The 20295-nt window shown below is 71.2% G+C and carries 14 protein-coding genes and 2 pseudogenes; 12 read left to right on the top strand and 4 right to left on the bottom strand.

The features are described from left to right. From ACH41F_RS40165 to ACH41F_RS40125, 9 genes and pseudogenes are all read left to right on the top strand, one after another. A pseudogene (locus tag ACH41F_RS40165) lies at window positions 1-834 on the top strand (alpha-1,4-glucan--maltose-1-phosphate maltosyltransferase); the annotation flags it as partial. Beyond that, on the top strand, window positions 831-2549 hold the full coding sequence (treS, locus tag ACH41F_RS40160) for a maltose alpha-D-glucosyltransferase (protein ID WP_398839735.1): 1719 nt from the start codon (window positions 831-833) through the stop codon (window positions 2547-2549). The pseudogene ACH41F_RS40165 and the gene treS, both read left to right, overlap by 4 nt. A gap of 29 nt (window positions 2550-2578) precedes the next feature. Further along, window positions 2579-3952, top strand: coding sequence for a maltokinase (locus tag ACH41F_RS40155; RefSeq protein ID WP_398839734.1), 1374 nt, complete (start codon window positions 2579-2581; stop codon window positions 3950-3952). A gap of 4 nt (window positions 3953-3956) precedes the next feature. Beyond that, a complete protein-coding gene (glgB, locus tag ACH41F_RS40150) occupies window positions 3957-6158 on the top strand; it encodes a 1,4-alpha-glucan branching enzyme (protein WP_398839733.1) in 2202 nt (733 codons plus the stop codon). Between the two features lie 63 nt (window positions 6159-6221). Then, window positions 6222-7334, top strand: a complete 1113-nt coding sequence (locus ACH41F_RS40145) for a glutamate--cysteine ligase (RefSeq protein ID WP_391231896.1) — start codon at window positions 6222-6224, stop codon at window positions 7332-7334. A gap of 223 nt (window positions 7335-7557) precedes the next feature. Continuing rightward, a complete protein-coding gene (locus ACH41F_RS40140) occupies window positions 7558-9462 on the top strand; it encodes an AMP-binding protein (protein ID WP_391231895.1) in 1905 nt (634 codons plus the stop codon). 115 nt (window positions 9463-9577) lie between these two features. Further along, window positions 9578-9982: an ATP-binding protein gene (locus ACH41F_RS40135; RefSeq protein ID WP_391231894.1), complete on the top strand. Its 405-nt coding sequence runs from the start codon at window positions 9578-9580 to the stop codon at window positions 9980-9982. Window positions 9983-10198: 216 nt separating this feature from the next. Continuing rightward, entirely contained in the window at window positions 10199-11563 is a 1365-nt protein-coding gene (locus ACH41F_RS40130) for an FAD-dependent oxidoreductase (RefSeq protein ID WP_391231892.1), read from the top strand. A gap of 54 nt (window positions 11564-11617) precedes the next feature. Further along, window positions 11618-13819 carry an FUSC family protein gene (locus tag ACH41F_RS40125; protein WP_398839732.1) on the top strand — a complete coding sequence of 734 codons (2202 nt, stop codon included), beginning with the start codon at window positions 11618-11620 and terminating at the stop codon, window positions 13817-13819. A gap of 506 nt (window positions 13820-14325) precedes the next feature. Here ACH41F_RS40125 and ACH41F_RS40120 read toward each other — a convergent pair. The 4 genes from ACH41F_RS40120 to ACH41F_RS40105 all read right to left on the bottom strand — a co-directional run bounded on the left by ACH41F_RS40120 (window position 14326) and on the right by ACH41F_RS40105 (window position 17605). Then, window positions 14326-15171 (bottom strand): DUF1206 domain-containing protein, encoded by an 846-nt coding sequence (locus ACH41F_RS40120; RefSeq protein WP_398839731.1) that lies wholly within the window; start codon window positions 15169-15171, stop codon window positions 14326-14328. Between the two features lie 80 nt (window positions 15172-15251). Next, the gene (locus tag ACH41F_RS40115; RefSeq protein WP_398839730.1) at window positions 15252-16103 is read right to left on the bottom strand and encodes an ANTAR domain-containing protein; all 852 of its coding nucleotides are present in this window, start codon (window positions 16101-16103) and stop codon (window positions 15252-15254) included. Between the two features lie 59 nt (window positions 16104-16162). Continuing rightward, window positions 16163-16996: a SigB/SigF/SigG family RNA polymerase sigma factor gene (locus ACH41F_RS40110; protein ID WP_398839729.1), complete on the bottom strand. Its 834-nt coding sequence runs from the start codon at window positions 16994-16996 to the stop codon at window positions 16163-16165. 189 nt (window positions 16997-17185) lie between these two features. Next, complete coding sequence (locus ACH41F_RS40105; protein ID WP_391231887.1) at window positions 17186-17605, bottom strand: ATP-binding protein; 420 nt, start codon at window positions 17603-17605, stop codon at window positions 17186-17188. Window positions 17606-17792: 187 nt separating this feature from the next. Here ACH41F_RS40105 and ACH41F_RS40100 point away from each other — a divergent pair, with 187 nt between their 5' ends. The 3 genes and pseudogenes from ACH41F_RS40100 to ACH41F_RS40090 all read left to right on the top strand — a co-directional run bounded on the left by ACH41F_RS40100 (window position 17793) and on the right by ACH41F_RS40090 (window position 20250). Further along, on the top strand, window positions 17793-18059 hold the full coding sequence (locus tag ACH41F_RS40100) for a hypothetical protein (RefSeq protein WP_398839728.1): 267 nt from the start codon (window positions 17793-17795) through the stop codon (window positions 18057-18059). Continuing rightward, window positions 18056-19525, top strand: a pseudogene (locus tag ACH41F_RS40095) (aminotransferase class I/II-fold pyridoxal phosphate-dependent enzyme). Before ACH41F_RS40100 ends, ACH41F_RS40095 begins: the two are co-directional and overlap by 4 nt. 272 nt (window positions 19526-19797) lie before the next feature. Continuing rightward, a complete protein-coding gene (locus tag ACH41F_RS40090) occupies window positions 19798-20250 on the top strand; it encodes a cyclic nucleotide-binding domain-containing protein (protein WP_391231883.1) in 453 nt (150 codons plus the stop codon). The last annotated feature ends 45 nt before the right edge of the window (window positions 20251-20295 follow it).

The following is a 20295-nucleotide window of genomic DNA, read 5'->3' as shown; positions in this document are numbered from 1 at the left end:
AATCCGCACACCAAGCCGGTCGTCTTCTGGCAGCGGGTGATCGCGGAGATCAACGCCGGCGATCCGGACGTGATCTTCCTGGCCGAGGCGTTCACGCGGCCGGCGATGATGCACACCCTGGCGCAGATCGGCTTCCAGCAGTCCTACACGTACTTCACCTGGCGCAACACCAAGGAAGAGCTGACCGAGTACCTGACGGAGCTGTCGGGTGAGGCGGCCGCCTACATGCGGCCCAACTTCTTCGCCAACACCCCCGACATCCTGCACGCCTACCTCCAGCACGGCGGCCGTGCGGCCTTCGAGGTCCGTGCGGTCCTGGCCGCCACCCTCTCGCCGACCTGGGGCATCTACAGCGGCTACGAACTGTGCGAGAACACCCCCCTGCGCGCCGGCAGCGAGGAGTACCTGGACTCGGAGAAGTACCAACTCCGGCCCCGCGACTGGGAGTCGGCCCACGACACCATCGCGCCCCTGATCACCCGGCTCAACGCGGTCCGCCGGGCGCACCCGGCCCTGCGCCGGCTCAGGAACATCCACTTCCACCCCACCGACAACGACTCGGTGATCGCCTACAGCAAGCGCACCGGGGAGGACACGGTCCTGGTGGTCGTCAATCTCGACCCTCATCACACCCAGGAGGCCACGGTCTCGTTGGACATGCCGCAACTCGGCCTGGACGGGAACACATCGCTGTCCGTGCACGACGAACTGACGGGTGACAGCTACCGCTGGGGTGACAGGAACTATGTGCGCCTCGAACCCGGTCGGGCGCCCGCGCACGTGTTCCACGTCCAGCCATCGGCATCCCAGACCGGAGGGTCAAGAGCGTCATGACCGTCAACGAGCCCGTCCACGACACCTTCGAGGACACCCCCGCCAAGGACCGGGACCCCGACTGGTTCAAGCGCGCCGTGTTCTACGAGGTGCTCGTCCGCTCCTTCCAGGACAGCAACGGCGACGGCGTCGGCGACCTGAAGGGCCTCACCTCCAAGCTCGACTACCTGCAATGGCTCGGCGTCGACTGCCTGTGGCTGCCGCCGTTCTTCAAGTCACCCCTGCGCGACGGCGGCTACGACGTCTCCGACTACACCGCCGTCCTGCCCGAGTTCGGTGACCTCGCCGACTTCGTGGAGTTCGTCGACGCCGCCCACCAGCGCGGCATGCGCGTCATCATCGACTTCGTCATGAACCACACCAGCGACCAGCACCCGTGGTTCCAGGAGTCCAGGCGCGACCCCGACGGCCCCTACGGCGACTACTACATGTGGGCCGACGACGACAAGAAGTACGACGAGGCGCGGATCATCTTCGTCGACACCGAGGTCTCCAACTGGACCTACGACCCGGTGCGCGGCCAGTACTTCTTCCACCGGTTCTTCTCCCACCAGCCCGACCTCAACTACGAGAACCCCGCGGTCCAGGAGGAGATCCTGGCGGCGCTGCGCTTCTGGCTGGACCTGGGCATCGACGGATTCCGCCTCGACGCGGTCCCCTACCTCTACGCCGAGGAGGGCACCAACTGCGAGAACCTGCCCGCCACGCACCAGTTCCTCAAGCGGGTGCGCCGCGAGATCGACCTGATGTACCCGGACACGGTGCTGCTGGCGGAGGCCAACCAGTGGCCCGAGGACGTCGTGGACTACTTCGGCGACTACTCCTCCGGCGGTGACGAGTGCCACATGGCGTTCCACTTCCCCGTCATGCCCCGCATCTTCATGGCCGTACGCCGCGAATCGCGCTACCCCGTCTCCGAGATTCTCGCCAAGACCCCGGCCATCCCGTCCAGTTGCCAGTGGGGCATCTTCCTGCGCAACCACGACGAACTGACCCTGGAAATGGTCACCGACGAGGAACGCGACTACATGTGGGCGGAGTACGCCAAGGACCCGCGGATGCGCGCCAACATCGGCATCCGCCGCCGCCTCGCCCCGCTCCTCGACAACGACCGGGACACCATCGAGCTGTTCACCGCGCTGCTGCTGTCCCTGCCCGGCTCGCCGATCCTCTACTACGGCGACGAGATCGGCATGGGCGACAACATCTGGCTCGGCGACCGCGACGCGGTGCGCACGCCGATGCAGTGGACACCGGACCGCAACGCGGGCTTCTCCACGGCCGACCCGGGCCGCCTCTACCTGCCGACGATCATGGACCCGGTCTACGGCCACCAGGTCACCAACGTCGAGGCGTCCATGAGCAGCCCCTCCTCGCTGCTGCACTGGACCCGCCGCATGATCGAGATCCGCAAGCAGAACCCCGCCTTCGGCCTGGGCTCCTACACCGAGCTCCAGTCCTCCAACCCGGCCGTCATCGCCTTCCTGCGCGAGTACGAGGACGACCTCGTACTGTGCGTGCACAACTTCTCCCGCTTCGCACAGCCCACCGAACTCGATCTGCGCGCCTTCGACGGACGCCACCCGGTGGAACTCATCGGCGGGGTCCGCTTCCCCGCCATCGGTGAACTGCCGTATCTGCTGACGCTGGCAGGGCACGGCTTCTACTGGTTCCGGCTCTCCCGAGTCGCATCCCGCATCGTCCGACGACCGTGAGCGATGCGCCGGTGAAAGGAGTCGTCACCATGCCGAAGACCGCATTCCCACGCCCGGACGGTACGACCGTCACCGGGCCCATGGCCTCGCTCGCCGGGCTGCTGCGCGAGTGGCTGCCCCGGCAGCGCTGGTTCGCGGGCAAGGACCGGCCCGTCACGGAGCTCACGCTGCTGTCCATGACGGAGCTGTTCCCGGGCTGTCTGCACCTGCTGGTCCATGCCGGACACACGCCCCTCCCCGCACTCCCCGCCCCCGGCGGCACGGCCGCCACGTCCGGCGACTGCTACCAGCTGCTCCTCGGCGTCCGCAAGCATCTGTCGCCGCGCCTCGGCCGGGCCCTGATCGGGCGGGCCGAGGAGGGGCCGCTGGCCGGGCTGGTGGTCTACGACGCCTTGCAGGACCCCCGGGCGGCGCAGTTGCTGCTGGAGCGGCTGCGGCAGCCCGGCGCGGCCGGACCGCTGCGTTTCGAGGCCGACCCGGCCGTGTCGGTGCCCGCGGGACTCGCCCCGCGGGCCCTGGAGGCGGAGCAGTCCAACTCCTCGCTGGTGTACGGGGAGTCGTACATCCTCAAGGTCTTCCGGCGGGTGCAGCCCGGCGTCAACCCGGATCTGGAGGTGCCGGGCGCGCTGGCCGGGCAGGGGTGCCGTCGGGTGCCCGCTCCGGTCGCGTGGTTCCGGACCACGCATCCGCAGGAGGCGACCCTCGGGGTGCTCCAGCCCTTCCTGCCCGACGCCTCGGACGGCTGGACCCTGGCCCTCCAGGCCCTCGCCTCCGGGGACGACTTCACGGCACAGGCCCACGCGCTGGGGCGGGCCACCGCCGAGGTGCACCTCGCCCTGGCCGCCGCCTTCCCGACCGGGGCCCCCGCGGAGAACGACCGGACGGCGGCCGAGATGAGCGATCGGCTGACCTCCGCCGCGCACTGCGTGCCGGCCCTCCAGCCGTTCGTGCCCGGGCTGCGGGCCGCTTTCGCCGCGCTCACCACGTGCGACTCCGGTCCGCCGGCCCAGCGCATCCACGGCGATCTGCACCTCGGTCAGGTGCTGCGGGCAGGCCGCGACTGGTTCGTGATCGACTTCGAGGGCGAGCCGTCCCGCCCGCTCGCCGAACGGCGCAGCACCCACTCCCCGGTCCGGGACATCGCCGGCATGCTGCGGTCCTTCGACTACGCGGCCCGCCAGCGGCGCCCCTGGCGCCCGGAGTGGGCGCGCCGCTGCCGTGAGGCCTACTGCGCGGGGTACGCCTCGCTCGCCGGGTGGGACCCGCGCAAGAAGCACGGGCTGCTGCGTGCCTACGAGACCGACCGGGCCGTGTACGAGGTGCTCTACGAGGCCCGGCACCGCCCTGACTGGATGCCCGTACCGATGGCGGCGATCGAACGCCTTGCCGTGAGAGGAGCCTGAGACCGTGGCCCTGCGTGACACCACGCCCCCCGAGGCGGGCGGCCCGGCCCCCTGCCGCTCCGCCCCTGCCCTGGACCCTGCCGATCGCGTCCGGCTGCTGTCGGGCACCCATCACGATCCGCACGCCCTCCTGGGCGCCCACCCGGTGCCCGGCGGCATCGCCTTCCGCGCCCTGCGCCCCTTCGCGAGCTCGGTGAGCGTGGTCGTCGACGCCGAGCCCCACAGGCTGGTCTCGGAGGGCGAGGGCCTGTTCACCGGCGTCCTCCCCCTCACCGCGATCCCCTCGTACACCCTGCTCGTGGCGTACGGGGACGACGAGCGCGAGGTGCACGACCCGTACCGTTTCCTGCCCGCCCTCGGCGAGGTGGACCTGCACCTCATCCGTGAGGGCCGGCACGAGCAGCTGTGGAAGGCCCTCGGCGCGGAGCCGATGACCCACCAGGGTGTGACCGGCACCCGCTTCACCGTGTGGGCGCCGAACGCGCGCGGGGTCCGCGTCGCCGGGGACTTCACCTGCTGGGACGGCACGGCGTTCCCGATGCGGTCGCTGGGCGCGTCCGGGGTGTGGGAGCTGTTCCTGCCGGGCATCGGGGAGGGTGCCCGGTACAAGTTCGAGATCACGTCCCGGCACGGCGACCGCTTCCTGAAGGCCGACCCGATGGCCCGTCGCGCCGAGGTCCCTCCCGACACGGCGTCGATCGTGACCGTGTCGCACTACGAGTGGGACGACGCGGAGTGGATGGCGCACCGGGGTGACCTCCCCGTGCACGAGGCGCCGTTCTCCGTGTACGAGGTCCATCTGCCCTCCTGGCGCCCCGGACTGACGTATCGCCAGCTGGCCGAGGAACTCCCGTCGTACGTGAAGGAGTTGGGCTTCACCCATGTCGAGCTGATGCCGGTGGCGCACCACCCCTTCAGCGGTTCCTGGGGCTACCAGGTGACCGGGTTCTACGCGCCGACGGCCCGGCTCGGCTCACCGGACGACTTCAAGTACCTCGTCGACGCCCTGCACCGGGCCGGTCTCGGCGTGATCATGGACTGGGTGCCCGCTCACTTCCCCAAGGACGACTGGGCGTTGGGCCGCTTCGACGGCGAGCCCCTGTACGAGCCGGGAGACTGGCGACGGGCCGAGCACCCGGACTGGGGGACGTACGAGTTCGACTACGGCCGGGTTGAGGTGCGCAACTTCCTCGTCGCCAACGCGGTCTACTGGTGCGAGGAGTTCCACATCGACGGGCTGCGGGTGGACGCGGTCGCCTCGATGCTCTACCTGGACTACTCGCGCGACTCCGGACAGTGGACGCCCAATGTGTTCGGCGGCCGCGAGGACCTGGACGCGATGGCGTTCCTCCAGGAGATGAACGCCACCGTCTACCGGCGGGTGCCCGGGGTCATGACGATCGCCGAGGAGTCCACCGCGTGGGACGGCGTGACGCGGCCCACGGAGAGTGGTGGGCTCGGTTTCGGGCTGAAGTGGAACATGGGCTGGATGCACGACTCGCTCGGCTACGTCCAGCACGAGCCGGTCCACCGCAAGTACCACCACCACGAGATGACCTTCTCGATGGTGTACGCGTACAGCGAGAACTACGTCCTGCCCATCTCCCACGACGAAGTCGTCCACGGCAAACAGTCGCTGGTCTCCAAGATGCCCGGCGACTGGTGGCAGCAGCGCGCCACCCACCGCGCCTACCTCGGCTTCATGTGGGCCCACCCCGGCAAGCAACTCCTCTTCATGGGCCAGGAGTTCGCCCAGGGCGCCGAGTGGTCCGAGGCCCACGGCCCGGACTGGTGGCTGCTCGACCCCGCCTACGGAGCCGAGCCCGACCACCGCGGGGTGCGGGACCTGGTGCGCGACCTCAACACGGTCTACCGCGGGACCCCCGCCCTGTGGCAGCGGGACACCACCCCCGACGGCTTCCAGTGGATCGTGGGCGACGCCGCCGAGGACAACGTCTTCGCCTTCCTTCGTTTCGACGCGAAGGGCGCACCGCTGCTCGCCGTCTCCAACTTCTCCCCCGTCGTCCGTCACGACTACCGCCTCGGCGTCCCCGACGACATCCCCGCCTGGCGGGAGATCCTCAACACCGACGCGGACCGCTACGGCGGCAGCGGCGTGACCTGTGCCGAACCGGTCACACCGGAGGACGGTGTCGTACGCGTCACAGTGCCTCCGCTCGCGACGGTATGGCTCACTCCTGTGTGATCGGCCGTCCGCTGGGCAGTCGGGGCGTACGACACCCCCGTCGCGGCAGAAGGGCAGTATCACGTGCGCACCGTCGGAGTAGAGGAGGAGCTCCTCCTGGTCGACCCGGAGACCGGCGAGCCCCGCGCCCTGTCGGCCGCAGTGCTGGCGCGTGCCGCACAGGACGACCCGGACGGGGAGGTCTTCGAGAAGGAGCTCCACAACCAGATGCTCGAGTTCGCCACCCATCCCCAGTCGGAGATGGCGGAACTCGCCGCGGAGATCGTCCGCTGCCGCAAGGAGGCGGCCCGGCACGCCGGGGAGATCGGCTGCACCGTCGCCGCGCTCGCGACCTCTCCGCTGCCGGTCAGCCCCTCGGTGAACGTGGGGCAGCGCTACCAGTGGATGGCCGAGCAGTACGGCGCCACCAGCAAGGACCTCGTGCTGGGGTGCCATGTCCATGTGTCCGTCGAGTCCGACGACGAGGGCGTCGCCGTGATCGACCGGATGCAGCCCTGGCTGTCGGTGCTGGCGGCGCTGAGTGCCAACTCCCCGTTCTGGCAGGGCCGGGACACCCAGTACAGCAGTTATCGCAGCCGGGTGTGGCAGCGGTGGCCGTCGGCCGGTCCGACCGAGGTCTTCGGGTCGGCCGAGTGCTATCACCGGCGGGTGGCGGACATGGTCGCCACCGGGGTGATCCTCGACGAGGCGATGGTCTACTTCGACGCCCGGCTGTCCCAGCGCTACCCGACGGTCGAGATCCGGGTCTCGGACGTCTGTCTGCACGCCTCCACCGCCGCCCTGATCGCCACGCTCGCCCGCGGACTCGTCGAGACCTCGGCGCGGGACTGGCGCGCGGGCCGCGAACCGGCGGGACACAGCGTGAGCCTGCTGCGGATGGGCGCCTGGCAGGCCGCGCGGTCGGGTCTGACGGGGGAGCTGCTGCATCCGACGACCATGCGGCGACTGCCCGCCGAGACGGTCGTACGGGCGCTCCTGGATCACGTCGGCGACGCGCTGGCCGAAACCGGTGACCTCGACCGGGCCCGGGAGGGCTGTGCCGCGCTGCTGCGGCACGGCAACGGCGCGCGCATGCAGCGTGAGCTGATGGAGCGGACCGGGAGTCTGCGGGACGTCGTCACCGAGTGCGTGCGCCATACCCAGGAGGAGAGCGGCCCCTTCTCGCCGCACCTGTAGCGGGGCGCGCGGCGGGGTCCGCCGAGCGGTGAGCCGACGCGCCGGTCCGGACCGTGGCCGGCGTGGCGCACGTCCCCCGGGTGCCTTGATCACGCCCAGATCACCAAGTGGGCCCTACTTGTCGAATCGCTGCATCGACCGCGCTGACCTGGGCTAGATTCGGGCACCGCCGATAACCGTGCTCATCGGTGGAGTCACACCCCGTACACACCAGGAGCAGCGCATGCGCGACGTCGCCCTCGCTCCCCCGTCCGTCTCACCCCTGACCGGCGGGCTCGCCGACAGCGTCTTCGAGACCGCGGCCCGCAACCCGACCCTGCCGATGCTCGCGCGCCGCCTCGACCCCTCCTCCACCAGATGGCAGGAGGTGACGGCCGTGGAGGTGCGGGACGAGGTCGTCGACCTCGCCAAGGGCCTGATCGCCTCCGGGATCGCACCGGGCAACCGCGTGGCGATCATGGCCCGTACCCGGTACGAGTGGACGGTTCTCAGCCACGCCCTGTGGGCTGTCGGCGCCGAGGTCGTGCCGATCTACCCGACGTCCTCACGCGACCAGGTCGCCTGGATCCTCAAGGACTCCGACTGCGTCGGCGTCATCGTCGAGGACGAGCAGAGCATCATGACGGTCGGCTCGGTGTGCGCGTCGCTGCCCCGGTTGCGCCACGTCTGGCAGATGGACGACGGGGCGCTGGAACAGCTCGTCGCGCGGGGCGAGTTCATCCCGTTCGCCACGGTCGAGTCGCTGCGCCGCATCGTGACGCCGGACTCCACCGCGGCCGTCGTCTACACCTCCGGCACCACGGGCCGCGCCGTGGGCTGCGCCCTGAGCCACCGCGGCCTGGCGAGCGCCTGCGACACCCTGCTGGAGGGCTGGGGCCACACGGTGGTACCGCCCGGCGGACAGGGCAGCGTCCTCGCCTTCCTGCCGTTCTCCCACGTCTACGGCCTGCTGGTGCAGAGCCTGTGCATCCGTGGCGGCCTGCTGATGGGCCACGAACCGGAACTGACCGAGGCGGCCCTCTCGGCGGCGCTGCGCTCCTTCAGGCCCACGTACTTCTGTGCCGTTCCCTCGCTCTTCGAGCGGATCTACAAGACCTTTCTGCGCACGGCTCAGCAGACCGGCCGCGGCACCCTGTTCGAGCGGGCCGCGGAGACGGCACGGGACTTCGCGGCGGCCGTCGAACGCCACCGCCTCGGCCAGGGACCGGGCCCCGGCCTCGACCTGCGCCTGCAACACGCCCTGTACGAACGCACGGTGTACCGCCGGCTCCGGTCCGCGATGGGCGGACGGGTGCTGCGGGCCACGTCAGGCGGGTCACCGCTGAGCCGTGAGCTCTCCCTGTTCTACGAGGGCATCGGCCTGTACGTGAACGACGGCTACGGGCTGACCGAGACCAGCGGCGCGGTCACCGGCCAGCCGCTGGGCCGGGAGAAGTCCGGCACCGTCGGACAGGCCCTGCCGGGCACCCGGATCATGGTGGCCGAGGACGGGGAGATCCTGGTCAGCGGCCCCTCGGTGTTCCAGGGCTACGTCAACGACGAGGCCGGCACCCGGGCCGTGCTCGGCGGCGGGTGGCTGGCCACCGGGGATCTGGGGCACCTGGACGCCGAGGGTTACCTGTCGATCACCGGGCGCAAGAAGGACGTCATCATCACCGGCAGCGGCAAGAGCGTGGCGCCGGCCTTCCTGGAGCAGCGGCTGCGCATGCATCCGCTCATCCACCAGGCGGTCCTGGTGGGCGACGACCGGCCCTGTGTGGGCGCCCTGATCACCCTCGACCCGGACTTCCTGGCCCACTGGCGGGGCGGGCTCGCGCTGCCGGGGGACGCACCGAGCCGGCAGGCGCGTGAGGAGAACGCGCTGCGCGAGGAGATCGGACGGGCCGTGGCCGCCGCGAACAGCGCGGTGTCCCGATCGGAGTCCGTCCGGGTCTTCCGGGTGCTGCCGGAGCCGTTCGACCTGGCCAGCGGACTGCTCACCCCTTCGATGAAGCTGCGCAGGGACGAGATCGTGCGGCACTACGCCTTCGAGATCGACGCGATGTACCAGGCACGTTCCCGCACCCCGCGGCAGCGGCTGTCCGATGAGGTGAGCGGCTGGGACGACGCGGACAACGTGTTCCGGTGACGCGGGTCCCGGGAGTCCGATTGACCTCAGCGCCCCCGGGAACTCGCAGCAGTGGCGCCGCCGAGGAGCGCCGGACACCGGACTGGGCAGCATGCGAGCACCGTAGGAACGAGCATTGGCTTCTGTGGAGATCCCCAGCCTCACCACGAGCTTCGCGGGCGAGCCGCGGAGCGTCACCGGCGCGCGGGTCGCCGCGGACGAGTTTCTCTACGGGCTCGCGCAGGCCGCGGAGCCCTCGACACCCGAGCACTGGGACGACATCCTGCTCGTCGTCACCGAACTGGCCGCCAACGCCGTCCAGTACGCCCCGGGACCCTTCGAGCTGTCCCTGCGGCGCACCTTCGACGGTGTGCACGTGACCCTGCACGACACCAATCCCACCCCGCCCGCGCCGCGCCCCTTCCACCCGAGCAAGGGAGGCGGGGGTGTCGGCTGGCATCTGATCCACGCCCTGTGCGATCAGGTGAGCGTGGTGACCGAGGGCTCCGGCAAGGACGTGCATGTGTTCATGCCCTGGTGAGCCGCCCCCTCGTGAATCACATGACTTTCACATTGATCCGGTGCGTCGGGCCCGCCCCGGCGGGCATGGTGGTGCACGACGCGTACGTCTGCCTGCCGCACCCGGCTGGCGGAACGGCCGGAAGCACGGTGGGATCGATGTTGCACGAGCGCGATCCAGGGGCAGGCGTACGGCGTCCGACTCGGACCGCCGGAGCCGCAGAAGGGAAGAACGACCGTGACACGACCCAGGATCCTGGTGGTCGGCGCAGGTTTCGCCGGCGTGGAGTGCGTACGCCGACTGGAACGCAAACTCGCGCCGGACGAAGCCGACGTCACGCTGGTGACGCCGTTCGCCTACCAGCTGTATCTCCCGCTGCTCCCCCAGGTCGCCTCCGGTGTGCTGACACCCCAGTCGATCGCCGTCTCGCTGCGCCGCAGCAAGAAGTACCGCACGCGGATCGTGCCGGGCGGCGCCATCGGTGTGGACCTGAAGTCCAAGGTCTGTGTGGTGCGCACCATCACCGACCAGATCGTCGACGTGCCCTACGACTACATCGTGCTGGCGCCCGGCAGCGTGACCCGCACCTTCGACATCCCCGGCCTGACGGACCACGCCTTCGGCATGAAGACGCTCGCCGAGGCCGCTTATGTACGTGACCACGTCATCTCGCAGCTCGATCTCGCCGACGCCAGCCAGGACGAGGCCGAACGCACCGCGCGGCTTCAGTTCGTGGTGGTGGGCGGCGGCTACGCGGGCACCGAGACCGCGGCCTGCCTGCAAAAGCTCACCCACGCCGCCGTGAAGCGCTACCCGCGCATCGACCCGGGGCTCATCAAGTGGCACCTGATCGACATCGCGCCGAAGCTGATGCCGGAACTCGGCGACAAGCTCGGCAGCAGCGCGCAGCAGATCCTCACCCGGCGCGGCATCGACATCTCGCTCGGCACCTCCATCGCGAAGGCGGGACCCGAGGAGGTCACCTTCACCGACGGCCGGGTGATCCCCACCCGCACCCTGATCTGGACGGCCGGCGTGGTCGCCAGCCCGCTGATCGCGACGCTGGGCGCCGAGACGATCCGGGGGCGGCTCGCGGTCACCTCCGACATGAAACTGCCCGGCCACGACGGGGTGTTCGCGCTCGGTGACGCCGCCGCGGTCCCCGACGAGGCCAAGGACGAGGACGGCGCGGTCTGCCCGCCCACCGCGCAGCACGCGATGCGCCAGGGCAAGCACGTCGCCGACAACGTCATCGCGACCCTGCGCGGGCAGTCGACGACGCCCTACGTCCACAAGGACCTCGGTCTCGTGGTCGACCTCGGGGGCAAGGACGCCGTGTCCAAGCCGCTCGGCATCGAACTGCGCGGCCTGCCCGCCCAGGTCGCGGCCCGCGGCTACCACTGGATGGCGCTGCGCACCAACGTGGCCAAGGTCCGCGTCGCGACCAACTGGACGCTCAACGCGATCGCCGGCGACGATTTCGTCCGGACCGGCTTCCAGGCCCGAAAGGCCGCGAAGCTGAAGGATTTCGAGTTCACCGACGCGTATCTGACGCCGGAGAAGGTGCGGGCCCACGTCGAGGGAACGGACCGCCAGGAATAGTCGCGCGCAGTGCAAGAGGTACGTCGTTCGGGTCGGGTGCGGCCACGGGATCTCGTGGCGGCGTCCGACCCCGGACTGCTGCGGCTGGCGGCCGGGCTGCGGACGGTGGCCGCCATCGCGCTCACCCTGGCCGTACTGGGGCTGCTCGGGGCCACGGTGCCGCATCTGGTGGCCGGGGCGATCGCGGCGATGGTCGCCACCTTCGCCATCCGCGAGAAGGAGCGCGCCGCGCAGGCCGTCACGCTCGCGCTGGGCCTGCCGGTGGCGCTCGCCGCCCTCACCCTGGGGGCGCTGCTGCGCTCCCATGTGGTCGCCGGTGACCTGTTCTTCGTCGCGCTGATCTTCTGCGCCGTCTACGGGCGGCGCTACGGCGACCGGGGCACCGCGCTCGGGCTGATCGGGTTCCAGGTCTACTTCGTCTCCCTGTTCGTCGGCGCCACCACCACCGCCCTGCCGGAGCTGTACGGCGCTCTGGCCGTCGCCTTCCTCGCCAGTGCCGTCGCGCGTTTCGCCCTGGTGCCCGAGACGCCGACGGGCACGCTGGGGCGGCTGCGGGAGGCCTTCCGCGCCCGGCTGGCGCAACTGGTGTCCGCGCAGCTGGAGTTGCTCGACGCACAGGGTCCCGCGCAGGTGGAGAAGGCGCTGGAGCAGGTGCGTGACGGCACGGCACGCCTGCACGAGACGGCCCTGATGATCCAGGGGCGTCTGGAGGCGGGCACGGCCGACGAGGGGGCGGCGCGGCTGGTGCAGCGGCGCATCGCGGACGCGGAGGTCGCCGCCGAGCGGCTGGGGCTCGCGCTGCTGACCGCGCGCAGCGCCGAGCGGGCGGACACGCTGACCCTGCATCTGCCGGGTGCGCCGGTCCCGCCGGGCGGACCGCCGGCCACGGCGGACGAGGCGACCGGGACGCTGCGGCGCGATCTGGAGGCGCTGCGGCTGCTCGTGGATCGGCCCGTCGCGGCACGGCCCGGAACGGGACTGTCGCATGTCCGCAACCGGCTGCTGGGCTACCGGGACGAGGAGAACCTGCCGCCGGCGCCACCGGCCGTCCAGGACGTGTTCCGCGCCCTCGGGGAGGCGGCTCGCGCGGTGCTGGGGCTGCGGGTCGCGCTCGACGGGCCGCAGGACGAGTCCGACGACAGCCCCGCCACGACCCGTTCCCGCGAGGAGCTCGACGCCGAGGACGCGGCGATCGACGCCGCCGAGGAACCCGCCGAGGAGGAGCCCACGGGTCTGCGGCGGCCCACCACCCGGGCGGCCGTCCAGGTCGCGGTGGGGTCGGCGCTGGCCATCGTCGGCGGGGAGCTGCTGTCCAGCCAGCGCTGGTACTGGGCCGTGCTGACCTGCTGGATCGTGTTCATCAACACCGCGTCCACGGGCGAGATCCTGGTCAAGGGCTACCGGCGGCTGCTGGGCACCCTGCTGGGGGTGGTGGCCGGAATCGCGCTGGCGGGGCTGGTGGGGCAGCACACCTGGACGGCGTTCGCGGTGGTGCTGGTCTGTGTGTTCCTGATGTTCTACACGGCGCCGCTGTCGTACACGCTGATGTCGTTCTTCGTCACCGCCGCGCTGGGGGTGCTCTCCACCCTGCTGCACACCTACAGCCTGTCCGTGCTGGTGCTGCGGGTGGAGGAGACGGCGCTCGGAGCGGCCTGCGGTGTGCTCGCGGCGGCGCTGGTACTGCCGGTGCGCACGGACCGCCGTACGAACGACCTCCTGGCGGCGGTGCTGGACCGGCTCGCGGACGTCACGGAGACGGCCGTGGACCAGCTCAGCGGGGAGCCGCCGGCCGAGTTGCTGGACCTGGCCCGCGATCTGGACCAGGCACTGGCCGACCTACGGGCAGCCACCCAGCCGCTCGTCCACCCCGTCACCCCGCTGCGGGCCCGGCGGGACACCGCGCGCTACGTCGTCGCGCTGCTGGAGACCTGCGCGTACCACGCGCGCTCGCTGGCGGCGACGGCCGAGCTGCTGCCCACGCATCCCTCGATCGCTGCGGATCCCCGGCTGCGCGGGGCGGGGCGGCGCATCCTGCACAACATCCGGGCGGTCGCCGCGCGTGTCGCCGACGACCGTTCCACGGAGGTGCTGGAGACGGGACCGAGCATGGCCTCCCTCCTGGATACCGGCACCCCGGGCGCACCGCGCTACGGCCGAGTCACCGACCGGGTCCTGCGACATCTGCAACGCCTGGACGAAGGAGTACTGGGACTGGCCCGCCCACTGGAGGTACCGGTGCGCAGCCCCAAGGGTTGAGGCTCGGGGCCGGCGTCCTGAGACGCGGGGCACGGGTGCCGAGGTGTGGGGCCCGCGGGTTGAGGCGCGGGCTGGGGTCGTGAGGCGTGGGGCACGAGGCCCGTCGTGGGGCCCAGGGCCCGAGTCGTGGGGCATGGGCCCCGAGGCGTGAGGCCCGCGTCCTGAGGCGCGGGCCGGGTGCGAGGCGCGGGGCACGAGACCCGTCGTAGGGCACGAGACCCGAGGCGTGGGGACCGAAACCCGAGTCGTGGGCACCGAAACCCGAAACGCCCCGCACGAGACCCGAGTGCAGAGCCCGGGACCCGAAGCGCGAGGCCCGCGTCCTAAGACGCGGGCCAGGGCTGTGAGGCGTGGGGCACGAAGCCCGTCGTAGGGCACGAGACCCGAAGCGTGGGCCCCAAACCCGAAGCACAGCGCACGAGCCCCGAGCGCAGAGCCCGGGACCCGAAGCGCACCGCACGAGCCCCGAGCGCGGGGCCCGAGGCATGAGCCCCAGGCCCCCGTCCTCACACCCGGCGCCAGCGGGCCATGGCGAAGGAGAACAGGCCGAACAGCACCAGGCCGGCGGCCACCAGGGCCAGGAGCCAGGGGCCGAGCGGGGTGTCGGCGAAGGAGCGGAGGGTGTCGTCCAGGCCCTTGGCCTTGTCGGGCTGGTAGTCGACCGCGGCCCGCACGGCGAAGGCTCCTGCCGCGGCGAACACCAGCCCGCGGGCCGCGCCACCGCCCACCCCGGTCACGTCCACCATCTGTCGCATGCGCTGAGACATCTCGCTGAGCTTGAGCTTGTCGCGGTAGTGCCGCATGACGGCCCGGGCGCCGATCCACAGGCCCGCGATGGCGATCCCGACGCCCGCCAGGCCCACGATCCACTGGCCGCCGGGCAGGTCCAGCACCTTGGCGGTGACGTCCTTGGACTGCTTGTCGCTGGAGCCGCCGCTGCCGTTGCTGGAACCGGTGCCCGCCGCGAACGACAGCACGGAGTAGGCGACGAACGCGTAGAACACGAACCGGGCGCCCGCCAGCAGGCGCTTCTTCGCCGAACGGCCCTTCGGTCCGACCGAGCCGAACACGATCTCCGAGAGCCGCCACAGGGCCATGCAGACCAGCCCGATGCCCAGGGCCCACAGCATCGCGGCACCGAAGGGCTTGTCCGCCAGCTCTTCGAGGGCACCGCCACGGTCCGCCTGGCGCTTTCCGTTGCCGAAGGCGATCTGCAGCGCCAGCGCGCCGACCATCAGGTAGATGACCCCGCGCGCCGCCAGTCCCGCCCGGGCGGCACCTTCCGTGGCGGAGCCGCGCGCCGACCTTCCGATCGCCGACTGTCCGCTCCCCGCCGTCAGACTCCCGTTCATCTCGACCTCCCGCACTCCGAATGCCCCGGTCAGGGCGCGACACACCCCTGCGCGGAAGGCGGGGAATGTAAGGACAGGACCTACGGCCGGGACCGCCCGGCACCCAGGGCGTGCAGGTACTCCAGGGCGTCCAGGACGATCGTGCGCTCGTGCCAGGCGAGCCATCGGCCGGTCTGGTTGCCGACCACCTCCAGCACCTTCAGCTGCGTGTCGGTCAGGCCGGTGAGCGTGTGGTCGACATGGGCCGAGACCATGCCCACGCACAGGCCGGAGGACGTGGTCAGCGGCACGCTGTGACAGGCCCGGCTGCCCTCGGCGAGGATCGTCTCCCGCGCCGACTCGGTGAAGACCGGGTCGCTCTCCACATCGCGCACGGTGACCTGGGCGACGTCACGCGCCGCCTTCGCACAGGACGTGCCCTCCTCGCCGACATGGCCGAAGAAGTCGATGAAGTGCTCGCTGTGCCCGGTGTGCGCCTCGATGCGCAGGCCACCCCTGACCCGGTCGACGAGCTGGACGTTGCCCATGTCGGCGCCGACCACGGCGAGCGTCTGGCTCAGGACGGCCTTCAGGACTCCGCCGCGGTTGCCGGGACCCACCCCTCGGGCGGCCGGGAAGCTCAGGGCGGGCTCGGCGGACCGGGCCCGCCCCGGGAACCACAGCTCGTCGGGGGCGTCGGGGCGCGGCGCCGACAGGAGTATCTCCGCCAGGCTGCGCATCTTGACGTTGTACCGCTGGGACGCCTTCCGCATGAGGGTGAACGCACTGTCGGCGTCGGACAGTTTGTACCGCTCGCGCAGCAGGCCCTGGGCCTCGGCGATCAGGACGTGGGCGCGTGACCGGACGCGCAGCTCGCGGACCTCGGCCCGCAGCCGCCGCAGCTCGTCATGGTCCGCTCGGTCGTCCGCGGCCGGCTGTCCTGGCTCTGCCATGTGGCTCCTTCACTTGCTTCCGCCGGACAGACACGCCTGCCCCGATCCGGGCCAGGCAGTCAGAGGCTCGTGCGCTCGCCCATCACCTCGGCGCGCACGCGGGCGCAACTGCGGCTGATCAGCCTCGAGACGTGCATCTGGGAGATGCCGAGCTGGTCGGCGATCCGGCTCTGTGTCATGTCCTCGAAGAAGCGCATGTAGAGAATGGCGCGCTCGCGTTCGGGCAGTCGGCTCAGCCCGGCCTTGGCGGATTCCCGGTCCACGACGGTGTCGTACGAGGAGTCGGAGCTGCCGAGGGTGTCGGCGAGGCTGTATCCGTCGTCGTCGGAGGAGAGCTCGGCGTCGAGCGAGAGCGCGCTGAAGCTCTCCAGCGCCTCCAGGCCGGCGGCGACCTCTTCCTCGGTCAGGCCGGTGTGGGCGGCGAGCTCTGCGGCGGTGGGCTCGGCGCTGCCCGGGGTCTGGGTGAGCTCCCGGCGGGCGACCCGGACCTTGTTGCGCAGTTCCTGCACCCGGCGGGGCACCCGCAGGGCCCACATCCGGTCGCGGAAGTGCCGCTTGACCTCGCCGGTGATGGTGGGCACGGCGTAGCTCTCGAAGGCGCCGCGCTCCGGGTCGAAGCGGTCGACGGCCTTCACCAGGCCGAGGGCCGCGACCTGGCGCAGGTCTTCGATGGACTCGCCGCGCTCGCGAAAGCGGCCGGCGATCCGGTGGGCCATGGGGAGCCAGGCGGTGACCAGCTCGTCTCGTACGGCGTCCCGCTCGGGACCCTCCTCCAGAGTGGCCAGCCGGGCGAACAGGCCCGCGGTGTCGGGAGCGTCGTCGTGGCGCCGCTTGGTGGCCGAGGTGGTCGTGACGGGCGTGCCGGGACGGCTTGTCGACATGTCGATGCGCATGCGGAATCGCTCCTGAACGGTGGTTTCAGGGAATTACCACGGGAGCGGAGGGTCGGCTGAACACCCGAAGGGATTCATGGGGCAGCCGTACCGCTCCCGCTGACGCGCCTCCGGTCCGAAGCACGAAACTGCGTCTGCCCTCACCCCGGGGACCCAAACTCCGCTTTGCCGGGAAAGACGGGACGACTCTCAGAACAGGGGCACGACCGCGGTGATGCACTTGCCTCCGCAGGGCAGATCCGTGACCCGGACATCGCGGGCCAGCCGGCACACCAGGGGCCAGCCGAGGCCGCCGACGCGGCGCCGTCCGCGCACGTCGACCGGGCCCAGGGTCTCGGGAAAGGCGTCGCTGCGGTCGCTCACGGAGACCCGGACACCGGGCTCGACGACGTCGACGTGGAAGTCGGTGACCCCGCCGCCGTGCAGGATCGCGTTGGAGGTGAGTTCGGAGGCCACCAGCAGGGCGTCCGCCAGTGCCTCACGGTCGCAGGTGGTGTGGGTGGCGCGGCATCGCTCGGCCACGGCACGTTCGACTGCTCGACGCGCCTCGGCCGGGTGCGTCGGCCGTCGGCACCGATCGGTTGATTCGGTCCTGTGCATGTCGCACATCCCTGGGCTCCCTGATGAGTGGGGGGTGGCCAGGCGCTCGCGGACGGCACGACGATCCCACCCGGCGGCAGCGGCTGCCACACTGCGCGAGCGCCGAAAAGGTCTCCCCTTCCGGCTCACCTTTCCGAAGCCTGTCAAACCTTGTGCGCGGGGTCGTCCGACGTCACTTGCTGGGTACTCGAGGGCCATGGCAGATGTCGTTGACTCAGATGAACTGTTGCGCCGCATGCATCGCGCCCGGGCCTGCGCCCTGGAGGAGGAACGCGCCTGGCAGTCCCGGAGCGAGGCCCTGCGGTCGAGCGACCCGGCGGGCTCGCGCGACGCGGCCGTGCGGACACTCGCCTACGAGGCGGTGCTCAGGGTGCTGGACGAGATCCTCACTCCGGGCAGGCAGCCCGAGGGGGCCGAGCGCTCCAACGGACAACCCGGCCATGGGGAGCCGGGGGCGCCATGACGGTGGATCACACGAAGGCCCCCGCACTCGAGGCCTTGCAGGACTACCACCGACAGGGACGGCTGTCGTTCACCGCTCCCCGGGCACAAACAGGCCCGGGGAGCCGATCCCGCGGTGCGCGAGGTGCTCGGCGACGCGGTGTCCCTCGGTGACGTCCTGGCGTCGGGCGGACTCGACGACCGGCTGACCCGGGGCCGGGTGCTGGAGCGGGCCGAGGAGCTGATGGCCGACGCCGTGCACGCGGAGCACACCTTCTTCACCACCTGCGGCAGTTCCCTGTCGGTCAAGGCGGCGATGCTGTCGGTGGCGGGACCTCACGAGAAGCTGCTCATCGGACGGGACGCGCACAAGTCGGTGGTCTCGGGCCTGATCCTCTCGGGCATCGAACCGGTGTGGGTCGAGCCCCGCTGGGACGCGGAGCGCCATCTGGCGCATCCGCCGTCCGCCGCGGAGTTCGAGCGGGCCTTCGCCGAGCATCCCGACGCGAAGGGCGCGCTGATCACCAGCCCGACGCCGTACGGCAGTTGCGCCGACCTCCGGTCCGTGGCCGAGGTGTGCCACCGGCGTGGCCGCCCGCTGATCGTGGACGAGGCGTGGGGCGCCCACCTGCCCTTCCATCCCGATCTGCCGTCCTGGGCGATGGACGCGGGCGCCGACATCTGTGTGACCAGCATCCACAAGATGGGCAGCGGCCTGGAACAGGGCTCGGTCTTCCACCTCCAGGGCGACCTGGTGCCGCCGGAGGTGCTGAAACTGCGGTCGGACCTGCTGGGCACCACCAGCCCGTCGGTGCTGCTCTACGCCGGACTCGACGGCTGGCGGCGGCAGATGGCCCTGCGGGGCAAGGACCTCATGGGCGCAGCGCGGCCGATGTCCGGTCCGCGGTGGAGGAGATCGACGGTCTGCACGTCGAGGGCCGGGACGACTTCTGCGGCCCCGGGGGCGCCGACGACTTCGACCCGCTGCCCGTCGTCATCGACCTGGACGGCCTTGGCATCTCCGGGTTCCAGGCCGCGGACTGGCTGCGGTCGCAGCGCGCGGTCGACGCGCACCTGAACGACCATCGCCGGATCGGCGCCCAGATCACCCATGGCGACGACGAGCAGACGGCGGCCGAACTGCTGGACGCGCTGCGGGGTTTGGCCAAGGCCGCCCCCGACCTGCGGCCGGCTCCGCGGGTGGAGGTGCCGCCGCCGTCCGAACTGCGGCTCACCCAGGCCCGGTTGCCGCGGGACGCGTTCTTCGGTCCCACCGAGAACGTGCCGGTGCGGGAGGCCGCCGGGCGGATCGCGGCGGAGATGATCACGCCGTACCCGCCCGGGATCCCCGCCGTGCTGCCCGGCGAACGGCTGAACCAGCCGGTGCTGGACTACCTGTCCACGAGCCGGGCCGCGGGGATGAACCTGCCGGACCCGAGCGACCCCGAACTGGAGACGATCCGGGTACTGAAGGCGGAGCGGAAGTGAAACAGGTCACGTGACCGGCTTTCGTATACGCAAAAGCGGCCGGGATGGTTTACGGTTCATCCATACGTGGTCATGGGGTCGACCCTAGCGTCCCCTGTGCGCCACCTCTGTACGGCCCTGGCTGGCCTCCCCCGTCCAGCCAGGGCTTTTTCATGCCTGCGCGCCGACGGCGAGGCTCATGTCGTCCGCCGAGGTGCCCCGGCCGCCCGCAGCGGCTGAAATGGGCGTAGGGAAAGCACCGGAACCGAGTCGTCGGCGAGGAGCCCCGCGTCATGACCAAAGCGATCAAACTGCTGACCGCGCTGCCCCCGCCCCAGCGGCAGCGTCTGACGGCCCTGGCCCGGGAGGTCTCCTTCCCCGAGGACACCCGGATCTTCGAGGCAGGGGGTACGGCCGACCGCTTCTGGGTCATCCGCTCCGGCGCGGTCTCCCTGGACCAGCAGGTGACCTCCCAGCAACGGGTGACCGTGGCCGGACTCGGCGCCGGGGACCTGCTCGGCTGGTCATGGCTCTTCCCGCCGCACCAGTGGGACTTCGGCGCGGTGGCCTTCAGCCCGGTACGCGCCTACGAGTTCGACGCGGCGGCGGTGCTCGCCCTGTGCGAGGAGGATCCCCAGCTCGGCCTGATCCTGGTGCGCAGCGTCGCCGAGATCCTGGCGCACCGGCTGGAGACGACCCGGGGCAAGTTGCTGGAGCAGTACTCCATGCATCGGCGCGCCCGGTAACGGATCAGCCGCGGTGGCCGGACCCGGCATCACCGGGACGACCCG

Origin of the sequence: Streptomyces sp. NPDC020489, from assembly GCF_044386545.1 — a bacterium.
GTDB lineage: Bacteria > Actinomycetota > Actinomycetes > Streptomycetales > Streptomycetaceae > Streptomyces.
Note: the sequence above shows the minus strand (reverse complement) of the source record. Positions and strands in the feature narration are given on the sequence as shown.